Genomic DNA, 16,996 nt, shown 5'->3' with positions numbered 1-16,996 from the left:
TTTCGGGCACACCAGAGGGGTTAACCATGACCACATTCGACGATCGCGAAAACGCCTTCGAAAACAAATACGCCTATGACGAGGAGATGAAATTCCGCGCGCAGGCACGCTGCAACAAGCTGCTGGGCCTCTGGGCCGCCGAGCTTCTGGGCAAGACCGGCGACGAGGCCGACGCCTACGCCAAGGAAGTGGTGCTGTCCGATTTCGAGGAAGCGGGCCACGAGGATGTCGTGCGCAAGGTCGCCGCCGATCTGGGCGATCTGGCGGATGCGGACACGATCCGCGGCAAGATGGCCGAACTCCTGCGCATCGCCAAGACGCAGTTGGTCAAGGAAAGCTGATCCTGCGCCATTGCTGCGATGCCGAAGAATGGGCCGTCCGGGCAACCGGGCGCGCCTGTTTTCCTTGGGTTCATCGGCCGCGGGTCTGAGCGCCGCTCATCACTTGCGTGAGCAGAATGAAATTGCGCCGACGCGCGAAACATGACACATCCGTGCCCTGTAACGCGCGCACGAAACCACCAAGGATTCCCGTTATGACCAACGCCCTGTCCAAACTTCTCGCATCCCGCGACTGGCTCCTGGCCGATGGCGCGACGGGGACCAACCTGTTCAACATGGGGCTGGAGTCGGGCGACGCGCCCGAACTCTGGAACGAGACCCACCCCGACCGCATCACCCGCCTTTATACCATGGCCGTGGATGCGGGCAGCGACATCTTCCTCACCAACTCCTTTGGCGGCAACGCCGCGCGCCTCAAGCTCCATGGCGAGGAAAAGCGCGCCCGCGCCCTCTCGCGCATCTCCGCCGAAATCGGCCGCGAGGTCGCCGACAAGCGCGACCGTCCCGTCGTCGTGGCCGGTTCCGTCGGCCCCACCGGCGAAATCATGGCCCCCATGGGCGCCCTGACCCATGATCTGGCGGTCGAGATATTTCACGAACAGGCCGACGGCCTCAAGGAAGGTGGCGCCGACGTGCTCTGGCTCGAGACGATCTCGGCCCCCGAGGAATACAAGGCCGCCGCCGAAGCCTTCAAGCTGGCCGGCATGCCCTGGTGCGGCACCATGAGCTTTGACACCGCCGGGCGCACGATGATGGGCCTCACCTCGGCAGACATGGTCAGCCTCGTGGACGGGCTGGGCAATCCGCCGCTGGCCTTCGGCGCAAATTGCGGCGTCGGCGCATCTGACCTGCTGCGCACCGTGCTGGGCTTTGCCGCCCAGGGCACCGAGCGCCCGATCATCGCCAAGGGCAATGCCGGGATCCCGAAATTTCACGACGGGCATATCCATTACGATGGCACGCCGGAACTGATGGCCGATTACGCCGTGCTGGCGCGCGACTGCGGCGCCACGATCATCGGCGGCTGCTGCGGCACCACGGCCGAACATCTCGAAAAGATGCATGAGGCGCTCAGCACCCGCCCGCGCGGCGAACGCCCCACGCTCGACCAGATCACCGGCGCGCTCGGTGCCTTCTCCTCGGCCGCCGATGGCACCGGCGAGGACGAGGCCACCTCGCCAAAGCGCCGCAACCGCCGCCGCCGGGGCTGAAGCGCGGCCTGGCGCGCGCGCCTAGAACAGCTGCATCTGATCGCCCGCCCGCATCGGCGGCGCAAAAAGATCGCAGCGCAGCGGCTGCTGCGCGCGATCCAGCCCCAGACGGCGCGCCGCAATATCGAAACGCCGCGCCTGCATTTCGGCGTAAGCGCCCGTGCCCCGCATCCTGCGGCCCCATTCCGGGTCATAATCGCGCCCCCCCTGCATGGCGCGCACCAATCCCATCACCCGCGCCGCGCGCTCCGGATAATGCGCCTGCAGCCAATCCCGGAACAAAGGCGCCACCTCGCGCGGCAGGCGCAGCATGATCCAGCTTGCCGCCCGCGCCCCCGAATCCCGGCCCGCCGTCAGGATCGACTCGGTCTCGTGATCGCTCAGGCCCGGCACCACCGGCGAGACCATGATCCGCACCGGCACCCCGGCCCGGGCCAGCGCGCCGATCACCGCCAGCCGCCGCCCCGGCGCAGGCGCGCGCGGCTCAAGGCGCCGTGCCAGCCCCGCCTCCAGCGTGGTGATCGAAATGCCCACCCGGACCAGACCGCGGCGCGCCATGTCCGTCAGGATATCCAGATCGCGCTCGATCAATGTGCCCTTGGTCACGATGGCGACCGGATGGTTGAAATCGCTCAGCACCTCGAGACAGGCGCGCGTCACGCCGTGGCGATGCTCGATCGGCTGATAGGGGTCGGTATTGGTGCCGATCGCGATCGGCGCCACCCTGTATCGCGGCTTGCGCAGTTCCCGCGCCAAAACCTCGGGCGCTTCGGGCCGCGCGATCAGCCTTGTCTCGAAATCGAGCCCCGCCGACAGGCCCAGCCAGGCATGGGTCGGGCGCGCAAAACAATAGATGCAGCCATGCTCGCACCCCCTGTAAGGGTTAACGGACCGGTCAAACGGCAGGTCGGGCGAGCGATTATAACTGATCACACTGCGTGGCCGCTCCAGACTGACCTCGGTCCGCAGAAGCCGCGACTCGTCCGCCTCCACGGCCCAGCCATCGCTCTCATAGGTGCGCCCATGTCGTTCATGACGCCCAGCTTCGTTGCTGGTCGCTCCCCGCCCGCGCAGGCGCAACTCGGGATCTGTGCTGTCATGGCGCGTCATCACCCCATGATGGAACATATGGGGAACACTTGCAATAAGGCCATATAGTTCATGACAAGTTTTCAGCATCATCCCCTGCAAATCCGGGCTATAGGTCGGTAGAAGAGCGGCCAGTGTCGTAATTCGGAAAGTCCGACTGCGACAAATTGACGAAAGCTGCGCCAGACCAACGTGCGCCTCAGCACCATCAGAGCAAGGAACCCGGCCATGTCGGAAGACCAAGACGACATCATCCTCGCGGATCTCAGCGACGAGGAACTCGTCGAACAGATGTGGGACGACCTTTATGACGGCCTCAAGGAAGAGATCGAGGAAAGCGTCAACATCCTGCTCGAACGCGGCTGGGCGCCCTATCGCATCCTGACCGAAGCGCTGGTCGGCGGCATGACCATCGTCGGCAAGGATTTCCGCGACGGCATCCTGTTCGTCCCCGAAGTGCTGCTCGCCGCCAACGCCATGAAGGGCGGCATGTTCATCCTCAAGCCGCTGCTGGCCGAAACCGGCGCGCCGCGCATGGGCTCGATGGTGATCGGCACCGTCAAGGGCGACATCCACGACATCGGCAAGAACCTCGTCTCGATGATGATGGAAGGCGCCGGGTTCGAGGTCGTGGATCTGGGCATCAACAACCCGGTCGAAAGCTATCTCGAGGCGCTGGCCGAACACAAACCCGACATCCTCGGCATGTCCGCCCTGCTGACCACCACCATGCCCTACATGAAAGTCGTGATCGACACGATGATCGAACAGGGGCTGCGCGACGACTATATCGTGCTGGTCGGCGGCGCCCCCCTCAACGAGGAATTCGGCAAGGCGATCGGCGCCGACGCCTATTGCCGCGACGCGGCCGTGGCGGTGGAAACCGCCAAGGATTTCGTCAAGCGCAAGCATAATCAGGGCGCGACCGCCTGAGTTTTCGCCACCCGGCGCAACCGATCAGCGGCCCGCCCTTGCGGGCCGCTTGACGTTCCTAGGCAAGGCAAGGACATCATGACCGATCTGCCCGATGACACCACCCTCACCGAAACCGGGCTCGACCTGCGTGCAGGCAAAGGGCGCATCCTGCTGATCGCCTGCGGCGCCCTCGCGCGCGAGATCCTCGCGCTCATCCGCCTCAATGGCTGGAACCACATGGACCTGCAATGCCTGCCCGCCAAGCTGCACCTTTATCCCGACCGGATCGTCACCGCCGTCGAAGAGGCCGTGGCGCGCAACCGCGCCGCCTATGACGAGATTTTCATCGTCTATGCCGATTGCGGCACCGGCGGGCAGCTACAGGCGAAATGCGCAGAACTTGGCGTCAACATGGTGGCGGGGCCACATTGCTATGCCTTCTTCGAAGGCAACGACGCCTTCGCCGCCCGCGCCGAGGATGAAATCACGGCCTTCTATCTTACCGACTTCCTGGTCAAGCAATTCGACGCCTTCGTCTGGAAACCGATGGGGCTCGACCGCCACCCCGAACTGCGCGACATGCTGTTCGGCAATTACACCAAACTGGTCTACCAGGCCCAAACCGAAGACCCCGCCCTTCTGGCCAAGGCGCGCGATTGCGCCGACCGGCTCGGGCTGGCGTTCGAGTATCGCTTCACCGGCTATGGCGACCTGGCCCGCGCGCTCAGCGCAGAGGCCGAAAAAACCTGATCTTCTTCTGTTTGAAAATATCCCGGGGAGCATGAGGGGCCGCGCCCCTCATTCCTGTCTCTTTTGGCGCGCCGGTCACGCCGCCTCGGCGGCCACGCCCCGGATTCGCTCGATCATCGCCCGCAACCCGTTCGAGCGTTGCGCCGAAAGATGCTCGTTGAGCCCCAGCCGCTGCAACTCGCCGGCCGCATCGACCTTGGGCACCTCGCCCACGGGCCGCCCGTTGTAAAGCGCGCGCAGCACCGCGATCAGCCCGCGCACGATCATCGCATCGCTGTCGCCGTCGAATGAAAACCGGTCCGCCTCGATGCGCGGATGCAGCCAGACCTGGCTGGCGCAGCCCTCGACCTTGGTCGCCGGCACCTTCAGCGCATCGTCAAGCGGCTCCATCGCCCTGCCCTTGTCGATCACGTAACGATACCGATCTTCCCAGTCCTCGAGAAACTCGAAATCCGCGACAATTTCCTCGAATGCCTCGCTGGCCATGGTGACGCTCCGATCTGCCTGACACAGACCTAGGTCGCCACGAAGCGAAGGTCCAGACCCAGCTTGCACCTTTTCAACTCGCCCCGGATAGGTTAACCGATGGGAAAGGCAAAGGGGCGGTCGTGATGCGGAAATCTATTGCAGGTCTTGTGATCCTCTCGGTAACGCTTTCGGCGTGTGGCTGGCGGGACTCGCGGGTCAATCCGGTCAACTGGTTCGGCAACAGCCGCTCCGCGCCGGTGTCCGCACAGGAGCCCGGTCAGACCAACCCGCTTATCCCCACCAGAAGCAGCGGCATCTTCAGGCGGTCCACACAAGAGGCGCCCTATCCCGGCACGCCGGTCGATCAGATCACCGCGCTTTCCGTGGAACCCTCGGGGGGCGGCGCGATCATCCGCGTCACCGGCCAGAGCCTGCGCCAGGGGGCACATGATGTGCGCCTCGTCGCCCAGAACGACGGCGAGCCGGCCGATGGGCTCCTGACCCTGGAACTCAGGGCAATCCAGCCCGGCAATACACCGCAAGGCCCCGCTTCGACGCGCCGCATCCATGCCGGTCGTTTCGTCTCGGATCAGGACCTGTCCCGGATCACCGCGATTCGCGTCGTCGGCCTGCGCAACAGCCAGACCAGCAGCCGCTAAGGCCCGGCCGCGCGCCACAGCGCGCGCGCCGCGTGGCGTCTAAAGCTCCACCGTGCATATATCCTTGCCACGCGCCGCCAGGGCGATCTTGCCTTCGCACAGCCGCAGGGCGTCACCCCCGAACACGTCGCGCCGCCAGCCGCTCAGCGCCGGCAAATCGCGCCCGCCCGCCGACAACTCATCAAGATCCGAGGCGCTGGCGATCAGTTTCGACGCCACGCCGAACTCCTCGCTCTTGGCCTTCAGAAGAACCCGCAAGAGATCGGCCAGCGCCGGGTTCACCTGCAGTTTGCTGCGCGCATCATCCAGCTTGGGCATGTCTTCGGGCGGGCATTTCAGCCCCTCCTCCACGGCCCTCAGGATACCTTCGGCGATTTCGCCCTTGCGTGCCTCGCGCAACAACAGGCGCGAGCGCGACAGGTCCTGCATCGAGGCCGGTTTGGTCGAGGCCAGCTCGACCATCGCATCGTCCTTGTAAACCCGGCTGCGCGGCACGTCACGCGACTGCGCATAGCCCTCGCGAAACCGAGCCAGCTCGCGCAGGACCGCCAGGAACCGCCCCGACCCGTTGCGCGTCTTGATTCGCTTCCAGGCGTCCTCGGGCTTGACGACATAGGTCTCGGGATTGGTCAGCGTGCGCAGTTCCTCGGCAACCCATTTGTCGCGCCCCGACTCCTTCAGCTTGCGCGCCAGGAACTCATAGATGTCGCGCAGATGCGTCACATCGGCCAGCGCGTATTTTTTCTGCGCCTCGGTCAGCGGGCGGCGCGACCAGTCGGTGAAACGCGATGTCTTGTCCAGTTGCTGCTTGGCGATGCGGCGCACCAATGTTTCATAGCCCACCTGCTCGCCGAAGCCGCAGACCATCGCCGCCACCTGCGTGTCGAACATCGGCTCGGGGATGACGCCCGCATCGACATAGAAAATCTCAAGATCCTGGCGCGCGGCATGGAACACCTTGACCACCGAAGGATCGCGGAACAGCTCGTATAGCGGCTCAAGCGACAGATCCCCCTCCAGCGGATCGACCAGCACCGCATCGTCGCGCGTCTCTCCGGGCACGGCCAGCTGCACAAGGCAGAGCTTTGAGAAATACGTGCGTTCGCGCAGGAATTCGGTATCGACGGTGACATATTCGAAGCCCCGCGCACGGGTGCAGAATTCGGCAAGCTCCTCGGTGGTGGTCAGTGTCTTCATCAAAGGGTGTATGCTCCTGCAAATGCCTGCGCGCGGCGCGTTCCACCCGGTATAGGGCAAAGCGCTGCGGAATGAAAATAGCCCCGCCCCTCAGGGCAGCATCACCGGACGCCGGTCGCCCGCCGCAAAGCGGCGCAGCACCTCGGGGTAAAGCGCATGTTCGCGCTCCAGCACCCGCGCGGCCAGCGTTTCGGGCGTGTCGCCCGGTTTGATCGCCACCCGCGCCTGCCCCAGAACGGGGCCGTCATCAAGCGCCGGGGTCACTTCATGGACGGTGCAGCCCGCCTCCGTGTCACCCGCAGCCAAGGCCCGTGCATGGGTGTCGAGCCCGCGATATTTCGGCAATAATGACGGGTGGATATTCAGGATCCTGCCCTGCCAATTCTGCACGAAATCCGCGCTCAGCACCCGCATGAAACCGGCAAGGCAGATGATATCGGGCTGCGCCGCGTCCAGCGCGTCCTGCAAGGCGGCCTCGAAACCGGCGCGATCGCCCCTGAAGGGCCGGTGATCGACTACAGCCGTGGGAATGCCCCGCGCCGCCGCCTTCTCCAGCCCCCCGGCATCGGGGCGGTTGGACAGAACCAGCACCGGGCGCGCGGGATGATCCCCCACCATGCTGTCAGCCAGCATGACCATGTTCGACCCGCTGCCCGAAATCAGAATGGCGACCCGTTCATGCGTCACTTAAGCCGCCCGCTATAGCTGACGCCCTCGCCCACGACCACACGGCCCATCCGGCAGACCCGCTCGCCCGCCTTGCTCAGCATGGTTTCCAGCGCGTCGGCCCTGTCGGGCGCGACCGCCAGCACCATGCCGATCCCGCAATTGAAGGTCTTGAGCAGTTCGCCCTGCTCCATCCCGCCCTGTTGGTTGAGCCAGCCAAAGACCGGCGGCAGATCCCAGGCATCGAGGTCGACCGCCACGCCCAGACCTTCGGGCAGCACGCGCGGGATGTTTTCGCTGAGGCCCCCGCCGGTGATATGCGCCAGCGCATGAACGCCACCCGCGCGCACCGCCGCCAGCGCCTGTTTCACATAAAGTCGCGTGGGCGTCAGCAGCGCCTCGCCCAGCGTGCCCGTCGCCCAGGGGCAGTCATCCTGCCAATCCAGCCCCGAGATCTCGACCAGCTTGCGCACAAGGCTGTAGCCGTTGGAATGCACGCCATCGCTCGCGAGCCCCAGAAGGATGTCGCCCTCGGCGACATCGGCGGGCAGTTCGGTGCCCCGCTCCATCGCGCCCACGGAAAAACCCGCCAGATCGAAATCGCCCTCGGGATACATGCCCGGCATCTCGGCCGTCTCGCCGCCGATCAGCGCACAACCGGCGCGCATACAGCCCTCGGCGATGCCTTCGACAATGCGCGCGGCCTTGTCGGTCTCAAGCTTGCCGGTTGCGAAATAGTCCAGGAAAAACAGCGGCTCGGCACCCTGACACACCAGATCATTGACGCACATGGCCACAAGGTCGATGCCCACGCCATCCACATTGCCCGTGTCAATCGCGATGCGCAGCTTGGTGCCAACCCCATCGGTCGCCCCCACCAGGATCGGGTCGCTGTATCCGGCCGCCTTGAGATCGAACAACGCCCCAAAGCCCCCCAGCCCCGCCATCACGCCAGGGCGGTCGGTGCGCTTGGCGGCGGGCTTGATCCGGTCAACCAGGGCGTTGCCCGCATCGATATCCACACCGGCATCCGCATAGGTCAGACCATTCCTGCGCTCGCTCATTCTCGGCCCTCCTGAAATTCCTGGCTCTCCGTTAGACGATCCCCCTTCCCGGCGCAATCTGAAAGCCTTGACGCCCCTGCTCTGCCAGCTTAGCAAAAGCCCCAGGTCGGGCCTGTAGCTCAATTGGTTAGAGCAGAGCGCTCATAACGCTTTGGTTGGGGGTTCGAGTCCCTCCGGGCCTACCAGCGCTCTTACAAGCGCTTGATACACCACGGGAATGACGCGCTTTTTGCCCGCAGACAAGAGCAAGGCAGGATCGGGTGGTAAACTTTCGGCCCGTTGAACCGCAAAGCTCCCCTCCCGATGGCTCGATGGCGCGCTCTTTATCGCGACTTGGGGTATGATCAGTTCACCCAAGCGCTGATGCATGTAAGTGCCAGGGATGGCATTCGGTGCAATAAACAATGGATGGGCTGGCAAATCGAATTTATGCCCGCAGCCCTTCACTCTTCACATCCCATCCGAACAACGTCCGTGCGACTGTCCGACCGGGCATTGCACAGGCAACTGGCGATGATGATAAAATCAAGGAAATTCAAAATGAAACTCTTTAAGATTACTGCCCTTTGCAGCGCATTCGCGCTGGCCGCAGCCAGCCCGCTGGCCGCGTTGGAGAAAACGCTCTCCGGCGTAGAGGTCACGTCCGATCTGAGCTCCTACGAGGAAAACAATGTCCTGAAGTTCTGGCCGACGCTGGAAGAAGACATTGCCACGGCGATTGCCTCGAAACTGAACATTGATGACAAGGCCGACGCGCCGCGAATATCGGTCGAGATCAACAAGGTCGCTATTGATGGCGATACCGTTCTGCCGGATTCCGGAGAGTTCAATCAACTTGAAGGGACTGTGACCACCCATCAAGGGGGCAATGCGGGCGCTGCAAGCTCTGAGGGCGAGGCCCAAGATGCTCAGTCCGGAAGCTACGCCCTGCGGATGACCGCCATCAGCGGAGAGCAAAAAGCGCCGGATGACTGGATCACTGTCGCACCGTCTCAGGATGATTTCTACAATGCCCTCGTTGATGCTTACGCAACGACCATTGTCGAGCGCATCGAAGAATAATCACTGACATCTGACGCCGGTTCGAAGATTTTTGGACCGGCGTTTTCCAACTCGGGACAGATTCCCGAAAGGCAAAGCCGGTGCGCCGGTGCTTTGTCGCATGCCCGGACAGAGATCAACCTGCGGCAAGATTCTCTGCCGACAGCTGCGTTGCCACAAGCTGCTGGGCGCGCTGGAGCAGCGCATGCTGACAACCTGTGTGTCTGCGCGCCTCTGACACCGGGAACCCACCCAGATTTCAGGTTACGGACCGCACCCAGGCTGTCGCATCCGCGAGGACAGTTTGCATCGCAACGTCCAGGCCGGCTATCAGAGCCGCCGTGCTGTCTGAATCCACCGACGCGATTCCGCCAAATGCCCGCGTACCCGCGATCTCGCGGTCGGATTCGCGGATCACGGTGATCTGCACAAGAATCCTGATCTGTGCCGCGGCGAGCTTTTCACCGGTCAATTCAGCCTGGAAAGCCTGAATTTCGCTCATCAGCGTGTGATCGGGGCTCAACCCCGCCCCTACCCGGCTGACCAACTGAAAACCGCCGCGGTTTAGAAGCGAATTCACCAGCAGGCTCTGCACCATGGACGGGGTCGGTTCGGACCAGCGGGCATCGGGCAGATACTCCGCCTGTCGGGGCGAGACCTTGATCAGAATACGATCGGTCGATAACTCGCCGGCGGATGTCGGCAGTTCGACGACCAGATGACCGGTGCCGCCGGACCGCGCCCCCTCCGGTTGCAGCGGCGAGAGCGTGAAAGTGTCGAGCGGATCGCTCGCCCGCGACACTGCGGCAACGGCACTGCAGCCGGACAAGCCGGCTCCGGCGAAAAGCGAAAGAAGACTTCGGCGTGAAAGGATCATTCAGACCTCCTGTATTCAGGTGTTTCGTTGCCCAGAAGAAAGCGCCCGGGATCACTGCCGATCTGCCGGGCGAGCGCGTCGAACCTCGCGATCACTCCGCTTGCATCCTGGATGAGCTTCCCGACCTGCGCCGAAAGCTGAGGCAGATCGCGCTGGGTGGTCCCGCGAATGCCCTCCATCGCCGCGCCCGTGTTGGCGGCGGCGGCTCGCAGGTCGGCGACGAGCGCAGTCATATCATTCCGGAGCAGGTCGGTCGTTGCGGTCAGCCCCGCATCGGTCGCATCAAGGACGGCGTCGACCCGCGACAGGGTTTCCTCCGCACGCGTGGCAAGGGCATCTATCCGCCCCGTGGCGTCCTGAATGTTGGCGAGAATGCCCGAGACGGCATCGCGGTTCTCTGGCGCGGCAAAGCTTCGGACTTCGACGATCAGTGCGGTCGCCTCGGCCACCAGGTCAGGTCCCGTTAGCATCAGATCCTGCACAACCGACCGTTTCGAACGGATTACCGGAACCACGTCCGGGGGCACAGGTGTGAGAAGATCAGCTTCGGCGCTACCGCCTTCGAGCGCGATGAAGGCAACGCCCGTGACGCCCTGCGCGGCAAGCGTCGCGATCGTGTCGGTGCGGACGGGCGTGCTGGTTAAGACCTCGATGCGCACCCGCACCAATGCGGGGTCATCCCGATCAAGCGCGATTGTCAGAACGCGGCCGACTTCCACGCCATTGTATCTGACCGGAGCGGTCTGGCTCAGACCTGCGACGGTGCCGAACAGGATGTCGTATTGCGCATAGGTCCGGTCGAGCTGAACCTTCGCGAGCCAGAGCACGAATCCTAATGCGGCCAGGAAACCCAGGATCGTGAATAAACCCACCAGAATGAAGCGTGCACGGGTTTCCATCAGCACCCCGCCTTCACAAGCACCGCATGGGCGCGCGGGCCGTGGAAATAGGAATGCACCCAAGGGTCCTCGACGTTCCGCATCTGGGCCAGGGTTCCCGTGACCAGCACGCGGCGGTCGGCCAGCACGGCAATCCGGTCGCATGTGGCCTGCAACGTGTCCAGGTCATGGGTCACGAGGAACACCGTCAGACCAAGAGCAGCACGCAGCGAATTCAGCAGGCTGTCAAAGTCCGACGCGCTTATCGGATCGAGACCCGCCGTCGGCTCGTCCAGAAACAGGATTTCGGGATCAAGCGACAGCGCCCGCGCCAGACCCGCGCGCTTCCTCATGCCGCCTGAAAGCGCCGCGGGAAACAGATCGCCCGCCTCAGGCGGAAGGCCGACAAGGGAAATGCGCAGATCGGCCAGCGCCCGCCGCGTTTCTGGGTCAATCGCCATGCGTTCGCGCATCGGCGCCTCGATATTCTCGCGCACGGTCAGGGCCGAGAACAACGCACCGTCCTGAAACATCACACCCGTGCGCGCACTGGCCGCCGCCCGCTCAGTGGCACTGGCGCGCAGCACATCCGTGCCCAGCATCGTGATCTCACCCGCACTGGGCGTCATCAGCCCAACGATGCTGCGCAAGAGCACCGATTTCCCGCTGCCCGAGGCGCCCACGACACCCAGAACCTCGCCGCGCAACACGTCGAGTGAAAGGTTTTCATGGACGATCGTCTTGCCGAACCGGTTGGTCAGCCCCCGGATCGCGATGATGGTATCGGACCTCATCACACCCCCCAAAGCGCGAAGAATACGGAGAACAGCGCATCCACAACGATGACGAGGAAAATTGCGATAACGACGGCGCGCGATGTCCGCATGCCCAGCGATTCCGCATCGCCCTTGACCTGCAAGCCCTGCTGACAGCCAACCAGCGCGATGATCACGGCGAATACCGGGGCCTTGGACACTCCGACCAACGCCTGGGTCGCACCGATACTCGCCAGTAATTGCGTTCGAAACTGGCTCGGCGAGATGCCAAGTTCGATCCAGGCCATCAACCCGCCACCGAACAGCCCCGCCAGATCCGCGACCAGGCCGAGGATTGGCAGCACGATCACCAGCGCCAGCAGGCGCGGCAGCACCAATAGCTCTATGGGGTCAAGCCCGAGCACGCGCATGGCGTCGATCTCCTCGCGCATCTTCATCGACCCGATGGCCGCAGTGAAGGCGGAAGCCGAGCGCCCCGCGACGATGATGGCAGTCAGCAAGATGCCAAGCTCACGCAGGATCGAGACGGCAATAAGATCGACCACGAACACCTCGGCCCCGAACTGGCGCAGCTGTGCGGCGCCCTGAAACGCCAGAACCACCCCGATCAGGAACCCCATGAGGGCCACGATGGGCACGGCGTTCAACCCGGCCTCCTGCATATGATGCGCCAGAGCCGTCAGCCTGAGTCGGCGCGGATGCGCCAAGGTGCCGGCAAGCCGCGCCATGACGAGGCCGACGAAGCCGAGGCTTTGCGCAGTGCCGGCAAGAAACCGGTCGACCGCCATACCGACCGCTGCCGGAATGTCGCCTGCCCGGTGCGGCGCTGCGCGCTGTTCGACCGCGCCTCCGGAAAGCACGGCATCCTGCACCTTGCGCATCAACATAAGCTGCGCGTCGTCTGCGCCTGTGACAGGCCGTCCCGTCGATCCCAGCAACCATGCGCCAGCCGTATCCAACCGGGTGACTGCCGAAATGTCCACGGGAGCACCGGTCGCGGCTGGGCCGATCCGCTGGCGAACCTCATCCAGAGTGGCCAGAGTGACAGGCCCGGAGAGGGTCAGCGGCGAAACGGGGATTGCCTCAGCCATTGACGCCGACAGCGACAGATGTGACCAGCGGGTTAATGAGAGACATCAGATTGGTTCCCGGTGAGAGTGTCCTGCCGAGCCAGTGCGGCCCGATGATGGAATGCCGGCGACCCCGATCCTTCCGGGTTCACCGCAATGCGAATCAGAGGCTTGCAGAGCCGCGAAGAAGCGGCGTGAAGCCCGGGGAGATGACGACGTGTCCGATGTTGCCGGCCTGTGTCATGGCTGGCTCCCCTGTATCTTTCCCCTGCCCGAGTCAGAGTCGCTGAAGCGATGCGGCGTGCCGCCGTTATCGCGCGCGGCAGGCCGTCCCGGCACTGATAGTCTTGCAGATCGGGCCCCCCTGCACTTACCTGGATCAGCTACTTCGGCGGCACGCGACGCAGCTAACCTGCATTAGTGCGCCACGGCGAGAAAAAGGTAGCGATGGTCCGATACTCGCTGAATATCCGGGGGGCACGGTTCTGCGGGTATCCGAACGACTGAAAAGGCAAGCGCCTGCGGCAACCCGGCCTTGCCGCACATTCGCAGGCTTCATGTCCTCCAAACGTTCATGAAAGGATCGTTCCATGACAATCGATATGACGAAACCGTCTCTGAAGATGATCTCCGTCATGAATGCCTGCAACCGAGCGGCGGCAGGGCCTCAAAAGACCATGGCGTTGAAACACTGCCAGGCCGCCGCAAAAGCGCGTGCTGCAAACAAGGAAGCAGAGAGCAACAGGCATCTCGATGCGGCGGCCCACGCTATCGCGCAATCTCCAGTATCCGACCTGATCACCGGCACCACCTGCCAAGCGAAGGAGCGCAGCCTTGCAATATAAGCGTTGTCCGGCGCGGTGTTCATCCGCCCTCGGAATTCTCGCGGTTGCCTGACCTGGCAGTCGTTGGCGAATGCGATTCGGCGACGGCTTCAGATCAGTCCATCATGCCGCACCGGATGCCCGATGAGGCAGACCTTGAATGCTGCCCCCAGGACAATGCCCCCGGCACGGATGCTGAAATGCACCGGACTGTGGCAACGCTCATCGAAGATCTTCGCCGGTGGCAGTTCGGTTCGAAGACCAAGAAAACGACACACTCAACAGCACAGGATCCAGATCGCACATGACACGACCCAAATCTGGCATATCACCCGACACACGGAATCAACCAGGCAGCGAACAGAACAGGCCGCGCTTGAAGGAAAATCAAGAAGGCGATGCCCGGTATTGCGGGCGGAACGACGAACGCCCCCCGGTCACGCGGCAGCTTCAGGCCGGGCCTTCAGACTCGCCCGCCTCGAACGTCGCTCCGCGCCTGATCCCCTCAGGCGATCCGACACATCATGACGCCGCGCCATCGCCATCGGACTGGACGCGCACGCTGGCGAAGTATCGCCAGCCGATCCCTTCCCGCAGCGTCTTCGAGCTGACCATTACGCTCGCGCCGTTCGTGGGAATATGGGCAGTGGCCTGGTGGATGCTGTCGATCAGCTACATATCGGCCCTTGGCCTGGCGCTGGCGAACGCGGCTTTCCTCGTCCGGCTGTTCATCATCCAGCACGATTGCGGGCACGGATCCCTTTTCCGCGACCGTAAACTCTGCGACTGGATCGGCCGCGGGCTCGGTGTTCTCACGCTGACACCCTACGACGTCTGGCGCAGGACCCATGCGATTCACCATTCCACGACAGGCAACCTCGAGCGACGCGGTGTCGGAGACTTGCCAACCCTCACCGTCAGGGAATACCGCGAGAAGGGATGGCGCGGTCGTGCGCTCTATCGACTTGTCCGCCATCCGGTCTTTCTGTTCGGGGTGGTGCCCTTCTACACCTTCTTCCTGCAGAACCGCCTGCCTGTGCACCTGATGCGGTCAGGTTGGCGCTACTGGCTGAGCGCAATGGGCACAAACGCCATGATCGCTGTCGCCCTCACGGTGATCGTCTGGTTGGGCGGATGGGATGTCCTGCTGTTCATATTCCTGCCAACGATGCTTCTGGCCGCGATCGCCGGGATGTGGTTTTTCTACGTCCAACACCAATTCGAGGAAACCAGCTGGCAGCACGAGGAAGACTGGAACATTCAGGAGGCGGCCCTTCACGGCAGTTCCCACTACGCCTTGCCCGGCATCCTGCGCTGGATCACCGGCAATATCGGTGTCCACCACGTTCACCATCTGGCCAGCCGTATTCCGTTCTATCGCCTGCCCGAGGTGATCGCAGACCACGAGATCCTCGCACAGACCAAACGCATCACGCTTCGGGAAAGCTTTCGCTGTGCCCGGCTGCACCTCTGGGACGAGAAGCGTCGCAGGCTCCTGTCGTTCGCGCAGGCCCGCACGCTTTCCGCCTGAGCCTTGCGCGGGCTCTTCGGAGAACACGATGCGGGGGCACCTCAACCGACACGGTTGGCGGCGGATTGGCGACCGACAGCGCTTTGATGATCGGCTGGCGCGCGCTCTCTTGGCCCGCCGGATGCCAACGGCTCTGGGACCGGGTTGGACAAACTGCTTGTGAGAATGAAGCGGTCATCGCCCAACGAATCCTCGGCCAACAGACTACCTATGGCTCTGTTCGCTATCGCGCCACTCTGTTGGTGTCGGGAACCGACCCGTCGACAATCGCAGGCTTTGACCGCATTCGCTCGTTCTCGGCGAACCGGATCGGAAAATCGTCGGGACGGCTTGTCGGTTCAAGGACTGCATCACAGTGACTTCCTGAATCGCACCGCGGCGGTCAGCGCATGCTCTTCCTTATGGTAATCGCCTCGAAAGACGCCATCGACACGCACCTCCCAGATGCTGTTTCTTTCCCGAACCTGAACACGGTTTGGCTGAGAATGGTGGCGCGCAGGAAACGTGACCGCTGTTGCGTTCGGGGCCACGACTGCTTCCCGGGCGCCGCCTGAAACACCGGATTGTCCTGCGACATCATGTTTGAGATCGGGGATGTGGTGATTTCGGACCATCTGAACTGCTCCTTGTTTGGCGGCTGGAGAGCCTCAGCCGGAAAGGGGGGCTTCCGTTTGATCGCGCGGGCGCCATCCGAACGGGCTGACTCAGGTTAGCGCAAAAAGCGACGGCGCAGACTGACCTGGGTCAGTCCACGCATCGTGGTTGGGACCTTGCTCGCCCGACCACCCGTTGGCAGTGCCGTTCTGTGGCGAAATCGATCCGCAGTCGCATCGGCCGAAATCAGGCGAGTATTTGCCTCGAGGATCCTTGGGACAATCCTTGGACCCCGAAAAGACGGTAAGCCGCTCCGCGCCCGGTTGCCCCTTATCCTCAGCCGCCGACGCGCATGGCGCCAATGTCCCCCAGAAGTCCGAAGGCGCGCAAGAGCCAGATGACGACAAGGATCACGACAACTACGTTCAGGATGTTCTTGATCTTGCGATCCATCGGCAGATAGGTGTTTATCGCCCAAAGGGCGACCCCGACCACGACAAGGGTAACGATCAGATTGATTAATGACATTGGACTTTTCCTTTGGTAAAATTCCGCCCGCACATGGGCAACGATGCATGGACCGTGACCTTGGTATCAGACCTGCCGGGCCTGCCCTCGGAATGTCACACGCGCCGGAGACCCGCAGGATGCGGTGGCTCAAGGAACAATGGGCGATTGATGCAGCGCTGCACTTACCTGGATCAGCCAGTTTGAGAACGCCCGGAGCGGCGTTTTGCAAGCGCCTCTCCTGACACTGATCCATGTTGTTTCTGCGGATCGAAAGACCGCTACTGTGATGCGAGATACGCCACGTTTCTGGCTCTGAATCTGGAGGGATACCAATGAACCGACTGATCTATATTGTTGGGCTGGTTGTGGTCGTCTTGGTCATACTGGGCGTTCTTGGACTGCGCTGAGCGCACTCTTTCCCGACGACAGAACACCGCCCCACGGTCACGGGAACCGGGTGCAACGTCGCGGGCACCGGCGGATTTTCTGGCATGCAGCCCTTTTCTGGCGGGCGCCGATGAGCAAACCAGCCTCC

At 63.2% G+C, this 16,996-nt stretch carries 19 protein-coding genes and 1 tRNA gene; 9 read left to right on the top strand and 11 right to left on the bottom strand.

Features of this window, described 5'->3' with window-relative positions; translation table 11 throughout:
* Positions 1–26 precede the first annotated feature (26 nt).
* Positions 27–341, top strand: a complete 315-nt coding sequence (locus N5A93_RS01220; RefSeq protein WP_268953229.1) for a DUF1476 domain-containing protein — start codon at positions 27–29, stop codon at positions 339–341.
* Positions 342–535: 194 nt separating this feature from the next.
* Positions 536–1,552: a betaine--homocysteine S-methyltransferase gene (gene bmt, locus N5A93_RS01215; RefSeq protein ID WP_268953228.1), complete on the top strand. Its 1,017-nt coding sequence runs from the start codon at positions 536–538 to the stop codon at positions 1,550–1,552.
* A 21-nt stretch (positions 1,553–1,573) separates the two neighbouring features.
* Here the strand turns inward: bmt and N5A93_RS01210 are convergent, their stop codons facing one another.
* Entirely contained in the window at positions 1,574–2,680 is a 1,107-nt protein-coding gene (locus N5A93_RS01210) for a PA0069 family radical SAM protein (RefSeq protein ID WP_268953227.1), read from the bottom strand.
* A gap of 189 nt (positions 2,681–2,869) precedes the next feature.
* On the opposite strand from N5A93_RS01210, the gene N5A93_RS01205 reads away from it, so the two are divergent.
* Together N5A93_RS01205 and N5A93_RS01200 are read left to right on the top strand one after the other, a co-directional pair.
* Positions 2,870–3,574, top strand: a complete 705-nt coding sequence (locus tag N5A93_RS01205) for a corrinoid protein (RefSeq protein ID WP_085816879.1) — start codon at positions 2,870–2,872, stop codon at positions 3,572–3,574.
* 78 nt (positions 3,575–3,652) lie between these two features.
* On the top strand, positions 3,653–4,306 hold the full coding sequence (locus tag N5A93_RS01200; RefSeq protein ID WP_268953226.1) for a DUF1638 domain-containing protein: 654 nt from the start codon (positions 3,653–3,655) through the stop codon (positions 4,304–4,306).
* Between the two features lie 75 nt (positions 4,307–4,381).
* Here the strand turns inward: N5A93_RS01200 and N5A93_RS01195 are convergent, their stop codons facing one another.
* Entirely contained in the window at positions 4,382–4,792 is a 411-nt protein-coding gene (locus N5A93_RS01195; RefSeq protein WP_268953225.1) for a SufE family protein, read from the bottom strand.
* Between the two features lie 125 nt (positions 4,793–4,917).
* Between N5A93_RS01195 and N5A93_RS01190 the strand changes: the two genes are divergently transcribed.
* Positions 4,918–5,433 carry a hypothetical protein gene (locus N5A93_RS01190; RefSeq protein WP_268953224.1) on the top strand — a complete coding sequence of 172 codons (516 nt, stop codon included), beginning with the start codon at positions 4,918–4,920 and terminating at the stop codon, positions 5,431–5,433.
* A 39-nt stretch (positions 5,434–5,472) separates the two neighbouring features.
* Here N5A93_RS01190 and rnd read toward each other — a convergent pair whose 3' ends face one another.
* The 3 genes from rnd to purM all read right to left on the bottom strand — a co-directional run bounded on the left by rnd (position 5,473) and on the right by purM (position 8,360).
* A complete protein-coding gene (gene rnd, locus N5A93_RS01185) occupies positions 5,473–6,630 on the bottom strand; it encodes a ribonuclease D (protein ID WP_268953223.1) in 1,158 nt (385 codons plus the stop codon).
* 90 nt (positions 6,631–6,720) lie between these two features.
* Positions 6,721–7,317, bottom strand: coding sequence for a phosphoribosylglycinamide formyltransferase (gene purN, locus N5A93_RS01180; protein ID WP_268953222.1), 597 nt, complete (start codon positions 7,315–7,317; stop codon positions 6,721–6,723).
* Positions 7,314–8,360, bottom strand: a complete 1,047-nt coding sequence (gene purM, locus N5A93_RS01175; RefSeq protein ID WP_268953221.1) for a phosphoribosylformylglycinamidine cyclo-ligase — start codon at positions 8,358–8,360, stop codon at positions 7,314–7,316. The genes purN and purM overlap by 4 nt, the downstream gene beginning before the upstream one ends.
* Positions 8,361–8,468: 108 nt before the next feature.
* On the opposite strand from purM, the gene N5A93_RS01170 reads away from it, so the two are divergent.
* Positions 8,469–8,545, top strand: a tRNA-Ile gene (locus tag N5A93_RS01170).
* Between the two features lie 355 nt (positions 8,546–8,900).
* Positions 8,901–9,422 (top strand): hypothetical protein, encoded by a 522-nt coding sequence (locus tag N5A93_RS01165; RefSeq protein ID WP_268953220.1) that lies wholly within the window; start codon positions 8,901–8,903, stop codon positions 9,420–9,422.
* 238 nt (positions 9,423–9,660) lie between these two features.
* On the opposite strand, the gene N5A93_RS01160 is transcribed toward N5A93_RS01165, so the two are convergent.
* From N5A93_RS01160 to N5A93_RS01145, 4 genes are read right to left on the bottom strand one after another with little or no spacing between them, the layout of a single operon-like run.
* The gene (locus N5A93_RS01160; protein ID WP_268953219.1) at positions 9,661–10,278 is read right to left on the bottom strand and encodes an ABC-type transport auxiliary lipoprotein family protein; all 618 of its coding nucleotides are present in this window, start codon (positions 10,276–10,278) and stop codon (positions 9,661–9,663) included.
* Entirely contained in the window at positions 10,275–11,177 is a 903-nt protein-coding gene (locus N5A93_RS01155) for an MlaD family protein (RefSeq protein ID WP_268953218.1), read from the bottom strand. The genes N5A93_RS01160 and N5A93_RS01155 overlap by 4 nt, the downstream gene beginning before the upstream one ends.
* A complete protein-coding gene (locus tag N5A93_RS01150) occupies positions 11,177–11,950 on the bottom strand; it encodes an ABC transporter ATP-binding protein (protein WP_268953217.1) in 774 nt (257 codons plus the stop codon). The genes N5A93_RS01155 and N5A93_RS01150 overlap by 1 nt, the downstream gene beginning before the upstream one ends.
* Entirely contained in the window at positions 11,950–13,023 is a 1,074-nt protein-coding gene (locus N5A93_RS01145) for an ABC transporter permease (protein WP_268953216.1), read from the bottom strand. The genes N5A93_RS01150 and N5A93_RS01145 overlap by 1 nt, the downstream gene beginning before the upstream one ends.
* 569 nt (positions 13,024–13,592) lie before the next feature.
* On the opposite strand from N5A93_RS01145, the gene N5A93_RS01140 reads away from it, so the two are divergent.
* A complete protein-coding gene (locus N5A93_RS01140) occupies positions 13,593–13,847 on the top strand; it encodes a hypothetical protein (RefSeq protein WP_268953215.1) in 255 nt (84 codons plus the stop codon).
* Between the two features lie 220 nt (positions 13,848–14,067).
* Positions 14,068–15,357, top strand: a complete 1,290-nt coding sequence (locus N5A93_RS01135; RefSeq protein WP_328404155.1) for a fatty acid desaturase — start codon at positions 14,068–14,070, stop codon at positions 15,355–15,357.
* Positions 15,358–15,707: 350 nt separating this feature from the next.
* Here the strand turns inward: N5A93_RS01135 and N5A93_RS01130 are convergent, their stop codons facing one another.
* Both N5A93_RS01130 and N5A93_RS01125 read right to left on the bottom strand, forming a co-directional pair.
* On the bottom strand, positions 15,708–15,971 hold the full coding sequence (locus tag N5A93_RS01130; protein ID WP_268953214.1) for a hypothetical protein: 264 nt from the start codon (positions 15,969–15,971) through the stop codon (positions 15,708–15,710).
* 316 nt (positions 15,972–16,287) lie between these two features.
* Positions 16,288–16,479, bottom strand: a complete 192-nt coding sequence (locus N5A93_RS01125) for a Thivi_2564 family membrane protein (RefSeq protein ID WP_268953213.1) — start codon at positions 16,477–16,479, stop codon at positions 16,288–16,290.
* Positions 16,480–16,996 lie beyond the last annotated feature (517 nt).

This window comes from Roseovarius salincola, from assembly GCF_026891095.1.
Taxonomy (GTDB): domain Bacteria; phylum Pseudomonadota; class Alphaproteobacteria; order Rhodobacterales; family Rhodobacteraceae; genus Roseovarius; species Roseovarius salincola.
Note: the sequence above shows the minus strand (reverse complement) of the source record. Positions and strands in the feature narration are given on the sequence as shown.